Genomic DNA, 15,468 nt, shown 5'->3' on the forward strand with positions numbered 1-15,468 from the left:
TCAGGGATCGACAGCGCCAGTCTACCGCAGATTTGTTAAGAGAAAACCCGTGTGTGGATTCAAATCGAAGGTTAAAACCCGTTAACCACGTTAGGATTCATTGCTGTCCCGCTTGCCCAGGCCGCCGGTGCCGAGATCCATGAGCTGCCGCTGAAGGATCTCGAGCTGCGTCTGGAGCTGGCGGACCGCCGCCGCCGTGTCCTCGCCCGTCGGCGCCGGGGCGCTCGCCGGTTCCGGCTTCGGCGCCGCCGCCCCCGGGGCGGTGCCCGGCGGGGTGAACATGGACATCGCCTGTTCCAGCATCGTCAGGTTGCGCTTGGTCATGTCCTCGATCGAGCCGAACGGGTACATGCCGCCGAACGCTTCCTGCATGTAGTTGCGCATCCGCTCCTGGTTCTGGGAGAACGCGGCCATGGAGGATTCGAGATATCCCGGAACCACCATCTGCAGGTTGTCGCCGTAGAAGCTGATGAGCTGGCGCAGGAAGCCGATGGGGAGCAGGTTCTGCCCCTTGGCCTCTTCTTCGACGATGATCTGGGTCAGAACCGCGCGGGTGATGTCCTCGCTGGTCTTGGCGTCGTAGACCACGAACTCCACGCCATCCTTCACCATCTGACACAGGTGGTCGAGGGTGACGTAGCTGCTCGTCGCCGTGTTGTAGAGCCGCCGGTTCGCGTATTTCTTGATGGTGATCGGCTCGGCGCCACCGGTCGCACCGGAGCCGTCCTCCGCCTCCGACCGCCGGCCGACCGTCGAGGCCTTCGCCGCTGCGGATCTGCGGACCGGGGTCCGGGTCGCCTTCTTGCCGGCGTCTGTCTTGGAACTATCCGTCATGGCCTGCTGTCCCACCCTCGGTTCAGTTCTTTGGGTTTCTTTTAACACTGCGCCGCCCGTTTGTGCTTTGCAACGATGATGTCCGGAATCCGTGCAATTTCCCGACCTTGCCGCGTGTGGCGGCGCGGAAGCCTGTACCTTAGGTAGGGGTATCCCCCGCCCTTGGCCCATCGGAACCGGCATGTGATACTGCGCCGCCCGGACCGCACCGCATGACATGACCGCAAATGACCGATTCCGCCGACAGCTCCTCCCCACCGCCCGACGCCGGCGACCTGGCGCGCCGGTTCATGGATCTGTGGCAATCCCAGGTCCAGGCAATGGCGACCGATCCGGAAGTGACCGACGCGATGCGCCGCTGGACCGCCCTGTGGACCGGCCAGGGCTTCGCCGCTCCGCCGGCGCGGCCGATGGCCGACGGGCTGCAGCCCGGCTACGGACCCGGCGCCGCTGCTGCCTCTTCATCTGCGGCCGCTTCGCCTTATAGTGCCGGCCATGACGGCGACAGCGAACGGTATCGGAAGCAGCAGGGACGCCCCACGGCCGGGGCCGCGCCCGCTGCCCCTGTATCTGAGCGCGGCGGCGACGACCTGGCTCTCATCCTACGCGAGCTCCGTCGCCTGGAAGAACGGATCGCTCGACTGGAAGAACGGCTTGAGCGAGACGGCGGCGAGCCTGAAGGCCCAGCTCGACGCCCTGGAGGCGGCAAGAGCCGCAGCGGCCGCCGGTCATAGCGGACCCGGCCCCGCCCCCGCGCCCGAGAGCTTCGAGAGCGCGATGGAGGAGGAGGTCCGCCGCCGCCTCGACCGCTTCCTGTCCGGGATCGAGCGCTACCGCCACCACCCCTATCGCCGCACCGTCGCCGAACCGGCCGTCTGCTGGAAGGACGGAAGCTCCCTGCTGCTCGACTATGGGAGCGTACCGGGGGCGGCGCCGGACGGCATTCCGATCCTGGTCGTGCCCTCCCTGGTCAACCGCGGCTACGTGCTCGACCTGACCGAGGAGCGCTCCCTGCTGCGCGACCTGGCCCGGCGCGGCTACCGGCCGTTCCTGGTGGACTGGGGTTTTCCCGGCGAGGCGGAGCGGCGGTTTACCCTGACCGACTATGTCGCCGGGCGGCTGGAGGCGGCGCTGGAGGCCGTCCTCACCATCACCGGAACCCGCCCCGCCCTGCTCGGCTACTGCATGGGCGGGCTGCTGGCCGTGGCCCTGGCCCAGCGCCGGCCGCGCGACATATCCGGACTGCTGCTGCTCGCCACCCCGTTCGACTTCGCCGCCGACGCGCCGCCGATCGCCGCCTCCCTGCCGATGGCCGAACCTTGGCTGTCCGGCGCCATAGAGACCCTGGGCTGGCTGCCGACCGACTGGATCCAGGCGCTGTTCTTCGCGCTGGACCCGCTGCTGGTGATCAACAAATTCCTGCGCTTCGGCGCGACCGACGCCGCCACGCCGGAAGCGGCCGAGTTCGTCGCCCTGGAGGACTGGCTGAACGACGGGGTACCGCTGGCCGCCCCGGTGGCCCGAGAGGCGCTGTTCGACTGGTACGGCCGCAACACCCCCGCAATCGGGGACTGGCGGATTGCCGGGAGGACGGTTATTCCGGAACAGGTGACGGTGCCGGCCCTCGCCATGATCCCGGCGCGCGACCGCATCGTCCCGCCCGCCTCGGCCCGCGCCCTGGCCGACCGCCTGCCGAACGCCACCCGGGCCGATGTGGCGCTGGGCCATATCGGCATGGTGGTCAGCGCCGGTGCGCCGAGCCGGGCCTGGACGACCCTGCATACCTGGCTCGCCGAAACGATGCCGGGCTGAAGAAACGAGACGAGATCAACGATCGCCCGCCAAAGGGCCTCCGGGAGGAAGACCGACCATGAACGACGCCACCCCCGCCGCCCCCGATCTGGGCGCCATCCCGCAAGCCGATCTGGACCGGGTGCGCGACGAGTTCCACGTGCTGCACGAGATCGTCAAGCGCGCCCGGGTGAACCTGGACCGCAACACCTGGGACTACATGCGCGGCGGCACCGAGAGCGAGACCACGGTCAAGCGCAACCGGCTGGCCTTCGACAAGATCGGCTTCCGCCCGCGGGTGCTGCGCGACATGCGCGAGGTCGACACGTCCGGCGACTTCCTCGGTACCAAGGTCACCCTGCCGCTGGTGCTCTGCCCGGTCGGCAGCCTGGAGAGCTTCGCCGCCCACGGCCCGGTCCAGGCGATGCGCGCCGCCTCCCATTACGGCGTGCCGCTGTTCCTGTCCTCGGTCGGCACCGTGCCGCTGGAGGACGTGGCGAAGATCGAGGGCGGCACCAAGGTGTTCTGCCTGTACAAGCGCGGCGACGACGCCTGGCTGGACGACATCGTCGCCCGCGCCGTCGACCACGGCTACCAGTCCTTCGCCATCACCGTCGACAGCGCCTGGTACAGCCGGCGCGAGCGCGACATGGCCAACCGCTTCGTGAAGCCCTGGCGCCAGGTGCCGGGCATGGAGTTCCAGAAGGCGCTGAACTGGAAGGACGTGGAGCGGTTCAAGAAGACCCACGACATCCCGCTGATCCTGAAGGGCATCGCCACCGCCGAGGACGCCCGCATGGCGGTCGAGCACGGGGCCGAGATGGTCTTCGTCTCCAACCATGGCGGCCGCCAGCTCGACCACGGGCTGGGCGCGCTGGACGCGTTGCCGGAAGTGGTCGACGCGGTCGCCGGCCGGGCGAAGATCGCGGTCGACGGCGGCGTGACCCGCGGCTCCGACATCATCAAGGCCCGGGCGCTGGGCGCCGACGTGGTCGGCATCGGCCGGATGCTGTGCTGCGGCCTCGCCGCCGGCGGGGCGGCCGGCGTGGTGCGGGTGCTGGAGCTGCTGGAGGAGGAGGTCCGCATCGATCTCGGCCTGCTCGGCCTGAACTCCTTCGACGACATCGACGGGCGGTACATCAGCTACACCACCGCCGTCGAGCCGGCCCATGTGTGGAGCCAGTACCCGCTGCTGGCCGAGGACGACTATACGTATTGAGAGGGCCGCCCGGCTCTTCCCTTCATCCCTGAATTATCGACTTCCTGGACGGATCCCCGGCCCAGGCCTTGAGCCGGGGCGGGGGCCGATCCAGGACCCTGTGATCGACGCCGGGGCACGATCCCGGATCGCCTCCCGGATCAGGTCCGGGCGCCGTCCGGGACGTCGGCTAGCACGTGTTCCGGGACGTCGGCTCGTAAGGACAGTCGCTCGGACCGTCTGTGACGTCACCGATAGTCCTCGCCGCCCCGCTGCCGCACGCCTAGGGTCCGCGCCCAACCCTCGGGAGCGGAACCCATGGACCAGCCCGTCTTTTTCGACTCGCCGGCCGACCTCGCGCGCGTCCTGATCACCGCGCCGCTGCTCTATCTGGCGATCATCGTCTCGGTGCGGATTTCCGGGAAGCGCACCACGTCGCAGATGAACAATTTCGACTGGATCGTCACCGTCAGCCTCGGGTCGCTCGCCGCGTCGGGCATCCTGGCGAAGGACATCAGCATCGCCGAGACCGTGCTGGCCATGCTGCTGCTGATCGGCCTGCAGTGGATCCTGACCAAGGCGTCCTACCATTTCCCGGCCTTCGCCGGCCTGATCAAGAACGAGCCGACCGTCCTGGTGCGCGACGGCGTCGTCCTCCACACCGCCCTGCGGCGCGAGCGCGTCACCGAGGCGGAAGTCCGCAACGCCATCCGCGCCGCCGGCCACACCCATATGGACGCGGTCGGCTGGGCGATCATGGAAACCGACGGCAAGGTCAGCGTGATCGGCCGTCCGAGCCCCGACCGGCCCGACGGGGATCCGGCGGACGGAGATTTGGGCGGCGATGCGTTGCCGCCGGTCGGGGTGAAACGCTAGGGCGCTCCGGTCCCCGGTCCCGCGCCCACCTCAGACGCCACCGGCATCGCCAGCACTCGCAGCAACAGGTGGGCATAGCCGACCGCGTCGTCGATCGCCCGGTGGCTGTGCGGCACGGCACCGAGCCATTCCGGTGGGTAGCGCTTCTCGTGCAGGGTGGCCGGGTCCCGGCCGAGCCGCCCGGCGATCAGGCTCGGCAGGTCCAGCGCGGTCGGCGCGAACAGCGCCTCGCCCGAGAGCGGTCCCCGGTTCAGCGGCACCCCCACGTAGCGCCGCAGATACCAGTCAACCCAGATGCCGTCGAAGGTGAGCGGATGGGCGACGAAGATCCGCGGCGCCGGCAGCGCCCGCACCCAGTCGGCCCAGCGCGTCATGGCCTCGCCCGGCGCCACCGGATCGGATGTGGCCGCCGCCCAGGCCTCCGGCTGGGTCCGCCACCAGGCGGCCGTCTCCGGATAGGCGGCGTGGCCCGGCTGCGGGGCGAGATTGAGGGTGAAGGTGCCGACGATCCCCCGCCCCGGCGCACAGGCGGCCGTGGCGAGCGACAGCATCGAGTTCTCGGCCGGCTCCGGGCCGTCGGTCTCGATGTCGGTGACGAGGTAGAGGGTCACATTATCCCTCCTCGACCAAATCCAAAGGCCGTCTAATTAGGATGAAAATAACATCTATATTTTATAATCATTTCGATAATACCTCACGATCCACCCTCTTGGACTTAGGTTGATCATTTTTCTCCTCCGATCAGTTTCTGCAGAAGCACTTTGAATCAAATTAGCCTGCTCTAGGCGACGAAGATGCGGCTGCATGGCTGGGCCGTTGTTAAAGCCAAACTCTATAAAATCACTTGGCGAACAACCCTCTGGTAGTTTTGAAATATCATCAAAAAGCTGCCAAGCACGCGGCGTTATATCCCGTGTGCTCTCCATGGCTTGCTGGGCAACGTATGCAAACCAAGAATCAATTAACAATAATTTATCTTCAGGGTTTTCTGGCCGATTGTCACTTTCCGCACACCAAAGGACAAATGCCTCACAAAATCCAAGTGCAATTCTCAAATTATGATTTGCAATTTGGTAAATTCTACTGAATCCACCAGATTCGACTGGAGTATATGCGTCGTCTCGCTCTTTATATATATCTAGACGAGTTTCAATAACTTTTGTAACATTTTCAGGGGATAGAGCCTTTAATTCTATTGGATCTGCAAGTTTTCCCTGAAGTCTTGGAGTCGAAATCGTACTTCTAAGTATACCGCGCGCTCCACAAAGCACCCATTTTACACCGGGAAAAGATAGCACGTCGTCCCGAAGCAATTCTAACGTCGATCTCGCCTTCTGGGAGTTATCTAAAAGTTCCAAATTATCAAGAAGACAGACAACACCACCTGATCTTTGTGATGGAAAAATTGTCATCATGATTTCACGCAAATGAGCGTCTAATCCTCCCTGCGAAAAACCTGAACTAGTATTAATGCTTCTCGTGACATTTAAGCCACCTCCGTTCCCCATAACATTCACATTGGCCCCACCGCCTAAAATTATCGGGTCGTTTAACCACATGCTAATATTATCCAAGTTCCTCAATCCACTATGGTGTTTTTGAATTAAATCTCTGTTCTCTGAAATAAATCGAGCAAGCGAAAAAAGGAATTTTGGCGAAAAATTCGCCGCATCTTCATCAGGAGATATTTGAAAAGCCCTCGGCATCGGTAAATACAGTGGCTTAGTAGAATCCCTCTGATGCTCCAAAAATAATTTATACGCCGCAACTCCGACCAAACTAGTCTTGCCTACACCATTATCTCCTTCTATTGTTGCGTGGTTATTTGAAGATGTTATCGCTATACTCAATCGACGTAACTCAGAATTCCTGCCCACCAAAAGGCGAAGACCTTCGTTATTAGCAGGAACCGGATCTGTACTAAAAGGATTGTCTCGAAATCCAAGTTCATTCCAAATCATTTTTCGTCCTTTTATTTTTATAGAGTGATTTTTTGTTTAGTATTGTCCGGTCGAAACCCCATTATCCTTTGGCGTAATCTGTCATATTAATACTACGCTTTGCGTTGGTTGCAGACAAGAAGGATACGCTACCCGGTTCAATTTTGGCCACGCCTTCTCGGAGAAAAGCGTAAAACCGGGTCGGATCGCCGCCCCCTTGATCCACATCAACCCCACACCCCTCCCGGTTGTGGCACCCTCTCCCCGCGCTTATGTTTAACGCACGGGCCTAACCGCCCGGTCTGTGATATTCCCCGCGCCGCGGCCCAGGGCTCGTGGGCGCGCCGAAAGTCGAGACGTATGTCTGAAGAGCAGAACTCGTAAGAGACGATCCAGGAGGAGAGACCCGATGACCGAGGTCGTGATCGCCGGAGCCGCCCGCACACCGGTCGGCGCATTCAACGGAAGCCTGAGCAGCGTCGCCGCCAGCTATCTCGGCGAGGTCGCCATCCGCGCCGCGCTGGAGCGGGCCAAGACCGAGGCCGGCGAGGTCGACGAGGTGGTGATGGGCCAGATCCTCACCGCCGCCGCCGGCCAGAACCCGGCCCGTCAGGCCGCCATCGGCGCCGGCATCCCGGTCGAGCGCACCGCCTACGGCATCAACCAGCTCTGCGGGTCCGGCCTGCGCACGGTGGCGCTGGGCTACCAGGCGATCATGCTCGGCGACGCCGAGGTCATGGTCTGCGGCGGCCAGGAGAGCATGAGCCAGGCGCCGCACGCCCAGTACCTGCGCGCCGGCCAGCGCATGGGCGACCTGTCGCTGATCGACACCATGATCCGCGACGGGCTGTGGGACGCCTTCAACGGCTACCACATGGGCAACACCGCCGAGAACGTCGCCGAAAAGTTTCAGATCACCCGCGACGAGCAGGACGCCTTCGCGCTCGCCAGCCAGCAGAAGGCGGGTGCCGCCATGTCCGCCGGCCGGTTCAAGGACGAGATCGCGCCGGTCACCATCAAGGGCCGCAAGGGCGAGACGGTGGTCGATACCGACGAGCATCCGAAGCCCGACACCTCCGCGGAGACCCTGGCCAAGCTGCGCCCGGCCTTCGTGCGCGAGAACGGCACCGTGACCGCCGGCAACGCCTCGGGCATCAACGACGGGGCGGCCGCCCTGGTGCTGATGACCGCCGCCAACGCGTCCAAGCGCGGCGTGACCCCGCTCGCCCGCATCGTGTCCTGGGCCACCGCCGGTGTGGATCCGGCGATCATGGGCACCGGCCCGATCCCGGCCAGCCAGCGCGCCCTGGAGAAGGCCGGCTGGTCGAAGGACGACCTGGACCTGATCGAGGCCAACGAGGCCTTCGCCGCCCAGGCCTGCGCCGTGAACAAGGGCCTCGCCTGGGACACCTCCAAGGTCAACGTGAACGGCGGCGCCATCGCGCTCGGCCATCCGATCGGCGCGTCAGGCGCCCGGGTGCTGGTCACCCTGCTGCACGAGATGCAGAAGCGCGACGCCAAGAAGGGCCTGGCCACCCTGTGCATCGGCGGCGGCATGGGCGTCGCCATGTGCGTGGAGCGCGACTGACCTTTTCGGCTGCGCGGAGGGCGGGACGATAGCGCCCTCCCGTGCAACCATGATGAACCAACGGCGTTGACGGACGGGGTGCGCCCGTCGACGCTCACAAAACCCAACGCGGCTGCTCAACGCCGCGAGGACCGGAACAGGACAGGGAGGGACGAATGGCACGCGTAGCATTGGTTACCGGCGGAACCCGCGGCATCGGCGAGGCGATCTGCGTCGCGCTCAAGGACGCTGGCTGCAAGGTCGCCGCCAATTACGGCGGCAACGACGAGCGGGCGAAGGCCTTCACCTCCCGCACCGGCATCCCGGCCTTCAAGTGGGACGTCTCCGACTTCGAGGCCTGCAAGGAGGGTATCGCCCAGGTGGAGAAGGAGGTCGGCCCGGTCGACATCCTGGTGAACAACGCCGGCATCACCCGCGACGGCACCATCCACAAGATGAGCCACGACGCCTGGCAGGCGGTGATCGACACCAACCTCGGCTCCTGCTTCAACATGTGCCGCAACGTCATCGAGGGCATGCGGACGCGCAATTTCGGCCGGATCGTGAATATCGGCTCGATCAACGGCCAGGCCGGCCAGTACGGCCAGGTGAATTACGCCGCCGCCAAGTCCGGCATCCACGGCTTCACCAAGGCGCTCGCCCAGGAAGGCGCCCGGGCGGGGATCACCGTCAACGCCATCGCGCCGGGCTATATCGACACCGACATGGTCGCGGCCGTGCCGGGAGACGTGCTCGACAAGATCAAGGCGCGCATCCCGGTCGGCCGTCTCGGCGACGCCTCGGAGATCGCCCGCGGCGTGGTGTTCCTCACCGCCGACGAGGGCGGCTTCATCACCGGCTCGACCCTGTCGATCAACGGCGGCCAGCACATGTACTGAGCGGCGGCTTCCCGCCCGCTTGCGACGGCCCGTCTCCCCCGCGAGGCGGGCCGTTCGCGTTCCGGCCCATCACGTTTTCGTGGCGCCCCCGTGCCGCCGCCCCTGTGCTGTCGTATATTCCCCGCCATGACAGACGACGCCCGCATCGCCGCCAAACGCGCCAAGCTGGTCTCCGAGAAGGAGCGCTGGGTGCGCGAGAACAAGCAGTTCGGCAAGCCCGAGGCGCCGGCCGGCATGCTGCCGCGCGGCCAGCATCTGGTGCGCGACTGGCCGGTGCTGGATCTCGGCACCCACCCGAACATCCCGGCGAAGGACTGGACGTTAAAGGTGGAGGGACTGGTCGAGGTGCCGACCACCTTCGACTATGCCGAACTGTCGCTGATCCCCCAGAGCGAGCGCACGGTCGACATCCACTGCGTCACCTCCTGGTCGCGGCTGGGCGACACCTTCGCCGGGGTGGCGACCCGCGACCTGATCGCCGAGGTGCGGCCCCGGGACGAAGCGAAGTTCGTGCTGATCAAGTCCTATGACGGCTACACCACCAACCTGCCGGTCGACTACCTGCACGAACCGGACAGCCTGATCGCCACCCATTGGAACGGCGCCCCGCTGACCCGCGAGCATGGCGGACCGGTTCGCCTTGTCGTGCCGGCGCTCTATTTCTGGAAGAGTGCGAAGTGGATTCGCTCGATCCGCTTCGTCGAGCGCGACATCAAGGGGTTCTGGGAATCCCGCGGCTATCACATGCTGGGCGACCCGTGGAAGGAGCAGCGCTATGCTTAGACGGACCAGAGGCGCTTTCGCGGCGCTGATCCTGCTGATGGGGACCGCCCTGATGGGACACGACACCACCGCCCAGGCCGCCACACCCCAACCCGCCGGCACCGGACCGGCCCACCAGTTCGGCTTCACCTCGATCGACGGCGAGCCGATGTCCATGGGCGACTTCGCCGGCAAGGCGGTGCTGGTGGTGAACACCGCCTCGCGCTGCGGCTTCACCCCGCAATACGACGCCCTGCAGAAAGTGTGGGAGACCTATCGCGACCGGGGCCTGGTGGTTCTCGGCGTGCCGTCCAACGATTTCGGCGGCCAGGAGCCCGGCACCGAGGCGGAGATCAAGAGCTTCTGCGAGACCAACTTCTCCGTCGATTTTCCGATGACCGAGAAACAGACGGTGGTCGGCGCCGGCGCGCATCCGTTCTACCGCTGGGCGGCCGAGGCCGGCGGGGCCGACAAGGCGCCGAGCTGGAACTTCCACAAATACCTGATCGGCCCGGACGGCCGGTTCGTGGCGGCGATCCCGACCCGGGTGTCGCCCACCGATCCGAGCGCCATCGCGGCGATCGAAGACGCGCTGCCCCGGTAGACCGACCGCCTTGTCACAACAGCAGGTCCAATAATGCGTGCCACCCTTCTGCGGGCTTCGATCCTCGCCCTCACCGTCCTGGCGGCGCCGGCCGTCATCCTTCCCGCCGGTGCCATGGCGCCGATGCCGACGGACCAGCCGACCAAGATGGAGGACCCGGAGCTGGAGCGGGCCATCGCCATGGTCTGGGCCGAGCAGTTCGCCGAGGCGGAGCCGCTGCTGCACGCGGCCCTGAAGCGCAACCCGAAGGACCCGGACGCCTGGAACTATCTGGGCTTCACCACCCGCAAGCTCGGCAAGTTCGCCGAAGCGCAGGAATACTACTTCAACGCCCTGCGCCTGGACCCCGAGCACCTGAAGGCGATGGAATATCTGGGCGAGCTGTATCTGCAGACCGGCCGCACCGAACTGGCGCGCGACCTGCTGGATCGGATCACCGTCCTGTGCAAGGACAAGGAGACCTGCGAGGAACGGGACCAGCTGGCCGCGGCATTCGAAAAAGCCAAGCTGTCGAACTGAGGCCGGTTTCGGCGCGGTCTCCCCGGCGGCCTATCCCGCCGGCCTATCCCCGCCGCGAGGCCCGGCCGAGGCCCTCGGACGGGACCACGGTGTCGAGCACCCAGCGGGCCAGGGACGCGCCCTTGAGGCCGTTGATCCGCGGGACCAGACCCGGAGCGGTCAGCCCGCGTTCCATCTCGTGCTGACGGACCAGATGGCGGAAATAGCTGATGATGAAGACGCGGGTCGCCGAGGTCAGGCCGACAGGGCCGCGCCGCAGATCGATCTGGGTGCACAGGCTGTTGATCGTGACGCCCTCGGTCCTGGCGATCTTCTCCAGGGAGTCCCACATCTGCGGCTCCAGGCGCATGCTGGTCCGCTTGTTACCGACGGTGACGTTTCGGCTCTCGAGGATCGACGTTTTATCGTTCTCAGAGGACAAGTTGAACTCTACGCTCGTGGAACGTGCATTTTACGCGCGGCTTTTACCCGCAACGTAGCAATGACATGGGTGCCCGAGCGCCGCAACCAATAAACGTTATTTATTTTCGTTAACCATTTTCGGTTGTCCTCACGCATCCTCCGGCGCGCGCAGGAGCAGGGCGAGCGCATGCACCCGGTCGCGCAGTTCGTCGGCCAGCACCTCGTGGACCATGCGATGGCGCTGGACGCGGCCGGCGCCGGCGAAGGCGGCGGACACGATTGTGACCCGGAAGTGGGTTTCGCCCTCGGGGCGCGCGCCCATATGTCCGGCATGCAGGTGGGATTCGTCGACGATTTCAAGGGCCGTCGGCGAGAAGGCGGTCTGCAGCTTGTTTTGCATGATTTCGGCAATGGTCATGGCTGGACTTTCCTTTCGGGCACGCTAGGGTCGGAGACCCGGTCTTGTTACACGCCTACGGAGCAGATGGGCATACGAATGCCGAAGGCAAATCCAGACTCGTTCCTGGAGGATTTCGCACCGAGCAAACCCGCGGTGCGAGCCTGCGACCGCCCCGGCTGCGGCGCGGAAGGCACCCATCGTGCGCCCAAAGCCCGTAACCGACTGAACGACTACTACTGGTTCTGCCTCGACCATGTCCGCGAGTACAACAAGGCCTGGAACTATTACGACGGCATGAGCGACAACGAGGTCGAGGAGGACATCCGCAACTCCACGACCTGGAACCGTCCCTCCTGGCCGTTCGGCACCATGAAGCCGGGCCAGGGCCCGCGCCGTCGGGTCAACGACCCGTTCGGCTTCATGGACGACGACGAGGAAGGCGGGGAGGGTCAGTCGCGCCGACGCCAGCCGGCCGACACCGCCGAAGGCAAGGCCGCCGCCATCCTCGGTCTGGAGCCGCCCTTCACGCTGGAGCGGCTCAAGGCCCGGTACAAGGAATTGGTCAAAAAACACCATCCCGACGCCAATGGCGGCGATAAGGCGGCGGAGGAACGGTTGAAAAGTATCAACGAGGCCTATACGACTTTGCGTCGGTTTCTAAGTTAAGGCTCATAGAGCTACGGTATCCCTTCTGTGGAGCATCGGCTCCCCACTCCCGAGAGACAGGATCTCGTCCATGACGAACGACAGCGTCATCGAGCGTAAGCCCGCCCACCCCCTCATGGTGCCGGACATCAAAGTCCAGGCCCGAGAGGTTTTCGGCCTCGATATCGACCTCGAACTGCCGGCCTTCAGTGAGCCGAGCGAGTACGTCCCGGCCAAGGACGACTCCTACCTGTTCGACCATGACACCACGCTGGCCATTCTCGCCGGCTTCGCGCGCAACCGCCGCGTCATGATCCAGGGCTACCACGGCACCGGCAAGTCGACCCATATCGAGCAGGTGGCGGCGCGCCTCAACTGGCCCTGCATCCGCGTCAACCTGGACAGCCATGTCAGCCGTATCGACCTGATCGGCAAGGACGCCATCGTCCTGCGCGATGGCAAGCAGGTGACGGAGTTCCGCGAGGGCATCCTGCCCTGGGCGCTGCAGAACCCGGTGGCCCTGGTGTTCGACGAGTACGACGCCGGCCGCGCCGACGTGATGTTCGTCATCCAGCGTATCCTGGAGGTCGACGGCCGCCTGACCCTGCTGGACACCAACAAGGTGATCACGCCGAACCCGTATTTCCGCCTGTTCTCGACCGCCAACACGGTCGGCCTCGGCGACACCACGGGCCTCTATCACGGCACGCAGCAGATCAACCAGGGTCAGATGGACCGCTGGAACATCGTCACCACCCTGAACTACCTGCCGCACGACGCCGAGGTGAACATCGTGCTCGCCAAGAGCCCGACCTACGCCACCGACGAAGGCAAGCAGACGATCTCCAAGATGGTGGCCTGCGCCGACCTGACCCGCGCCGGCTTCATCGCCGGCGACATCTCCACGGTCATGTCGCCGCGGACGGTGATCACCTGGGCCGAGAATGCCGACATCTTCGGCGGCGACGTGAACCTGGCCTTCCGCCTGACCTTCCTCAACAAGTGCGACGAGGTCGAGCGGACGATCGTGGCGGAATACTACCAGCGCTGCTTCGGCGACGAGATCACCGAACTCGGCATCAAGGCGGCCGAGTAACCGCAGCCAGCGAGGAATCCCATGAGGAGCAACCGCGCGCCCGACGATCCGGCGTTCGAGGACTTCAAGCGTTCCACCGCGGCCTGCCTGCGGGCGATGTCGGGCGAGGTCGAGCTCGAGGTCACATACGGCGCCGAACATGCGACGGCGGCGGGCACCCGTGCCCGCCTGCCCTCGCCGCCCAAGGACATGGATCCGGCCGCCCTCGCCCGCCTGCGCGGCGAGGCGGATTCCATGGCCCTGCGCCTGAAGCACCATAACGACGATGTCCATGCCCGCTACGCCCCCCAGGGCCAGGCGGCGCGCGAGATCTTCGAGGCGATGGAGCAGGCCCGGGTCGAGGCGATCGGGGCGCGGCGGATGGAGGGGGTCGCCAACAACCTCTCCGCCATGCTCGACGACAATTTCCAGCGCAAGGGCCTCGACCGGGCGGAGAAGGACGACGTCTCCCTGGTCGACGTCATGCGACTGATCGCGCGGGAATCGATGACCGGCGAAGCGCCGCCGGAATGCGCCCAGCGGGTGATCGACCTGTGGCGCCCCTGGGTCCAGTCCAAGGCCGGCGCCGACCTGACCGAACTGGTCAAGCATGTCGAGGACCAGGGCGCCTATGCCAAGCTGGCCCGCCAGCTGATCACCGATCTCGACCTGGATGTCGGCGACGAGGGCGTGGCCGACGACGACCCGAGCGAGGCCGAAGGCGAGGACGAGGGCGGCGACGTCGACGAGACCAGCGACGGCGGCACCCGCGGCACCACCGAAGACGGCACCGAGAGCGAAAGCATCCCCTCGGACATGCAGGCCGGCGACGAGAGTGCCGAAGGCGAGGATTCCGAGGAGATGGATCTCGAGCCGGGCTCCGGCGACGAGGAACCGGCCAATCCGGGCTCTCCCATGCATCCGAACATGGACGGCCGCAACTGGCAGGACCAGGCCTACCGCGCCTTCACCACCGAATACGACGAGGTGGTGCAGGCCGACACCCTGTGCGACGCCGACGAGCTGACCCGCCTGCGGGCCCTGCTCGACCAGCAGCTCAGCCACCTGCAAGGCGTGATCGGCAAGCTCGCCAACCGCCTGCAGCGCCGCCTGATGGCCCAGCAGAACAGGTCCTGGGACTTCGACCTGGACGAGGGCGTGCTGGATGCCGGCCGCCTGTCCCGCGTGGTCACCGCGCCGCTCTATCCGCTGTCCTACAAGATGGAAAAGGACACGGACTTCCGGGATACGGTCGTCACCCTGCTGATCGACAATTCCGGCTCCATGCGCGGCCGGCCGATCACCATCGCGGCGATCGCCGCCGATATCCTGGCCCGCACGCTGGAGCGCTGCGGCGTGAAGGTCGAGATTCTCGGCTTCACCACCCGCGCCTGGAAGGGCGGCTCGGCGCGCGAGCGCTGGATCTCCTCGGGCAAGCCCCAGGGGCCGGGCCGACTGAACGACCTGCGGCACATCATCTACAAGTCGGCCGACGCCCCGTGGCGCCGGGCCCGCAAGTCGCTCGGCCTGATGCTGCGCGAGGGTATCCTGAAGGAGAACATCGACGGCGAGGCCCTGATGTGGGCCCATAACCGCATCATCGCCCGGCCGGAGGAGCGTCGCATCCTCATGGTGATCTCCGACGGCGCGCCGGTGGACGACAGCACCCTGTCGGTCAACCCGGGCAACTACCTGGAGAAGCACCTGCGCGACACCATCAAGTACATCGAGTCGCGCTCTCCGGTGGAGCTGGTGGCCATCGGCATCGGCCACGACGTGACCCGCTACTACCGGCGCGCGGTGACCATCGTCGACGCCGAGCAGCTGGGCGGCACGATGATGGAGCAGCTCGCCTCGCTGTTCGACGAGGACGCCAAGGGCGGCGCTTCCAAGGGCGGGGCTTCCAAGGGCCGGCCGAAGGCAGGCGCGCGCCTCTGAACGCGTGCATGTCGGAAG

At 65.4% G+C, this 15,468-nt stretch carries 17 protein-coding genes; 12 read left to right on the forward strand and 5 right to left on the reverse strand.

From position 1 onward, the window contains the following. Positions 1 to 90: 90 nt before the first annotated feature. Positions 91 to 834 carry a polyhydroxyalkanoate synthesis repressor PhaR gene (gene phaR, locus T8K17_RS02255; protein ID WP_322332883.1) on the reverse strand — a complete coding sequence of 248 codons (744 nt, stop codon included), beginning with the start codon at positions 832 to 834 and terminating at the stop codon, positions 91 to 93. Positions 835 to 1,061: 227 nt separating this feature from the next. Between phaR and T8K17_RS02260 the strand changes: the two genes are divergently transcribed. The 4 genes from T8K17_RS02260 (at position 1,062) to T8K17_RS02275 (ending at position 4,699) form a co-directional block, all read left to right on the forward strand. Then, positions 1,062 to 1,568 carry a hypothetical protein gene (locus T8K17_RS02260; protein ID WP_322332884.1) on the forward strand — a complete coding sequence of 169 codons (507 nt, stop codon included), beginning with the start codon at positions 1,062 to 1,064 and terminating at the stop codon, positions 1,566 to 1,568. Continuing rightward, positions 1,489 to 2,646: an alpha/beta fold hydrolase gene (locus T8K17_RS02265; RefSeq protein WP_322332885.1), complete on the forward strand. Its 1,158-nt coding sequence runs from the start codon at positions 1,489 to 1,491 to the stop codon at positions 2,644 to 2,646. Before T8K17_RS02260 ends, T8K17_RS02265 begins: the two co-directional genes overlap by 80 nt. Before the next feature lie 58 nt (positions 2,647 to 2,704). Continuing rightward, positions 2,705 to 3,844 carry an alpha-hydroxy acid oxidase gene (locus T8K17_RS02270; protein WP_322332886.1) on the forward strand — a complete coding sequence of 380 codons (1,140 nt, stop codon included), beginning with the start codon at positions 2,705 to 2,707 and terminating at the stop codon, positions 3,842 to 3,844. 297 nt (positions 3,845 to 4,141) lie between these two features. Then, the gene (locus tag T8K17_RS02275) at positions 4,142 to 4,699 is read left to right on the forward strand and encodes a DUF421 domain-containing protein (protein ID WP_322332887.1); all 558 of its coding nucleotides are present in this window, start codon (positions 4,142 to 4,144) and stop codon (positions 4,697 to 4,699) included. Here T8K17_RS02275 and T8K17_RS02280 read toward each other — a convergent pair. Then, the gene (locus T8K17_RS02280) at positions 4,696 to 5,310 is read right to left on the reverse strand and encodes a DNA polymerase III subunit epsilon (RefSeq protein WP_322332888.1); all 615 of its coding nucleotides are present in this window, start codon (positions 5,308 to 5,310) and stop codon (positions 4,696 to 4,698) included. The genes T8K17_RS02275 and T8K17_RS02280 overlap by 4 nt on opposite strands. Positions 5,311 to 5,364: 54 nt before the next feature. Next, complete coding sequence (locus tag T8K17_RS02285; protein WP_322332889.1) at positions 5,365 to 6,660, reverse strand: hypothetical protein; 1,296 nt, start codon at positions 6,658 to 6,660, stop codon at positions 5,365 to 5,367. Positions 6,661 to 7,048: 388 nt separating this feature from the next. Between T8K17_RS02285 and T8K17_RS02290 the strand changes: the two genes are divergently transcribed. The 5 genes from T8K17_RS02290 to T8K17_RS02310 all read left to right on the forward strand — a co-directional run bounded on the left by T8K17_RS02290 (position 7,049) and on the right by T8K17_RS02310 (position 10,990). Further along, positions 7,049 to 8,227 (forward strand): acetyl-CoA C-acetyltransferase, encoded by a 1,179-nt coding sequence (locus T8K17_RS02290; protein WP_322332890.1) that lies wholly within the window; start codon positions 7,049 to 7,051, stop codon positions 8,225 to 8,227. Between the two features lie 155 nt (positions 8,228 to 8,382). Continuing rightward, positions 8,383 to 9,105 (forward strand): acetoacetyl-CoA reductase, encoded by a 723-nt coding sequence (phbB, locus tag T8K17_RS02295; RefSeq protein WP_322332891.1) that lies wholly within the window; start codon positions 8,383 to 8,385, stop codon positions 9,103 to 9,105. A gap of 126 nt (positions 9,106 to 9,231) precedes the next feature. Beyond that, positions 9,232 to 9,888: a sulfite oxidase-like oxidoreductase gene (locus T8K17_RS02300; RefSeq protein WP_322332892.1), complete on the forward strand. Its 657-nt coding sequence runs from the start codon at positions 9,232 to 9,234 to the stop codon at positions 9,886 to 9,888. Continuing rightward, positions 9,881 to 10,471, forward strand: a complete 591-nt coding sequence (locus tag T8K17_RS02305; protein WP_416153161.1) for a glutathione peroxidase — start codon at positions 9,881 to 9,883, stop codon at positions 10,469 to 10,471. The genes T8K17_RS02300 and T8K17_RS02305 overlap by 8 nt, the downstream gene beginning before the upstream one ends. 33 nt (positions 10,472 to 10,504) lie before the next feature. After that, positions 10,505 to 10,990: a tetratricopeptide repeat protein gene (locus T8K17_RS02310; RefSeq protein WP_322332893.1), complete on the forward strand. Its 486-nt coding sequence runs from the start codon at positions 10,505 to 10,507 to the stop codon at positions 10,988 to 10,990. Between the two features lie 43 nt (positions 10,991 to 11,033). Here the strand turns inward: T8K17_RS02310 and T8K17_RS02315 are convergent, their stop codons facing one another. Together T8K17_RS02315 and T8K17_RS02320 are read right to left on the reverse strand one after the other, a co-directional pair. Beyond that, the gene (locus T8K17_RS02315; protein WP_322332894.1) at positions 11,034 to 11,411 is read right to left on the reverse strand and encodes a ribbon-helix-helix domain-containing protein; all 378 of its coding nucleotides are present in this window, start codon (positions 11,409 to 11,411) and stop codon (positions 11,034 to 11,036) included. Positions 11,412 to 11,540: 129 nt separating this feature from the next. Next, positions 11,541 to 11,810: a BolA family protein gene (locus tag T8K17_RS02320; protein ID WP_322332895.1), complete on the reverse strand. Its 270-nt coding sequence runs from the start codon at positions 11,808 to 11,810 to the stop codon at positions 11,541 to 11,543. A 78-nt stretch (positions 11,811 to 11,888) separates the two neighbouring features. On the opposite strand from T8K17_RS02320, the gene T8K17_RS02325 reads away from it, so the two are divergent. The 3 genes from T8K17_RS02325 to cobT all read left to right on the forward strand — a co-directional run bounded on the left by T8K17_RS02325 (position 11,889) and on the right by cobT (position 15,450). Beyond that, a complete protein-coding gene (locus T8K17_RS02325; RefSeq protein WP_322332896.1) occupies positions 11,889 to 12,458 on the forward strand; it encodes a J domain-containing protein in 570 nt (189 codons plus the stop codon). 70 nt (positions 12,459 to 12,528) lie between these two features. Beyond that, positions 12,529 to 13,533 (forward strand): cobaltochelatase subunit CobS, encoded by a 1,005-nt coding sequence (cobS, locus tag T8K17_RS02330; RefSeq protein WP_322332897.1) that lies wholly within the window; start codon positions 12,529 to 12,531, stop codon positions 13,531 to 13,533. A 21-nt stretch (positions 13,534 to 13,554) separates the two neighbouring features. Then, positions 13,555 to 15,450 carry a cobaltochelatase subunit CobT gene (gene cobT / locus T8K17_RS02335; RefSeq protein WP_322332898.1) on the forward strand — a complete coding sequence of 632 codons (1,896 nt, stop codon included), beginning with the start codon at positions 13,555 to 13,557 and terminating at the stop codon, positions 15,448 to 15,450. Positions 15,451 to 15,468: the final 18 nt, after the last annotated feature.

It is taken from the genome of Thalassobaculum sp. OXR-137, from assembly GCF_034377285.1.
Classification (GTDB): domain Bacteria; phylum Pseudomonadota; class Alphaproteobacteria; order Thalassobaculales; family Thalassobaculaceae; genus Thalassobaculum.

Bases quoted from the DNA above. Each gene is read 5' to 3' on its own strand.
- phaR (WP_322332883.1), bottom strand. From the start codon at position 834: ATGACGGATAGTTCCAAGACAGACGCCGGCAAGAAGGCGACCCGGACC.
- T8K17_RS02260 (WP_322332884.1), top strand. From the start codon at position 1,062: ATGACCGATTCCGCCGACAGCTCCTCCCCACCGCCCGACGCCGGCGAC.
- T8K17_RS02270 (WP_322332886.1), top strand. From the start codon at position 2,705: ATGAACGACGCCACCCCCGCCGCCCCCGATCTGGGCGCCATCCCGCAA.
- T8K17_RS02275 (WP_322332887.1), top strand. From the start codon at position 4,142: ATGGACCAGCCCGTCTTTTTCGACTCGCCGGCCGACCTCGCGCGCGTC.
- T8K17_RS02285 (WP_322332889.1), bottom strand. From the start codon at position 6,660: ATGATTTGGAATGAACTTGGATTTCGAGACAATCCTTTTAGTACAGAT.
- T8K17_RS02290 (WP_322332890.1), top strand. From the start codon at position 7,049: ATGACCGAGGTCGTGATCGCCGGAGCCGCCCGCACACCGGTCGGCGCA.
- phbB (WP_322332891.1), top strand. From the start codon at position 8,383: ATGGCACGCGTAGCATTGGTTACCGGCGGAACCCGCGGCATCGGCGAG.
- T8K17_RS02300 (WP_322332892.1), top strand. From the start codon at position 9,232: ATGACAGACGACGCCCGCATCGCCGCCAAACGCGCCAAGCTGGTCTCC.
- T8K17_RS02305 (WP_416153161.1), top strand. From the start codon at position 9,881: ATGCTTAGACGGACCAGAGGCGCTTTCGCGGCGCTGATCCTGCTGATG.
- T8K17_RS02310 (WP_322332893.1), top strand. From the start codon at position 10,505: ATGCGTGCCACCCTTCTGCGGGCTTCGATCCTCGCCCTCACCGTCCTG.
- T8K17_RS02320 (WP_322332895.1), bottom strand. From the start codon at position 11,810: ATGACCATTGCCGAAATCATGCAAAACAAGCTGCAGACCGCCTTCTCG.
- T8K17_RS02325 (WP_322332896.1), top strand. From the start codon at position 11,889: ATGCCGAAGGCAAATCCAGACTCGTTCCTGGAGGATTTCGCACCGAGC.
- cobS (WP_322332897.1), top strand. From the start codon at position 12,529: ATGACGAACGACAGCGTCATCGAGCGTAAGCCCGCCCACCCCCTCATG.
- cobT (WP_322332898.1), top strand. From the start codon at position 13,555: ATGAGGAGCAACCGCGCGCCCGACGATCCGGCGTTCGAGGACTTCAAG.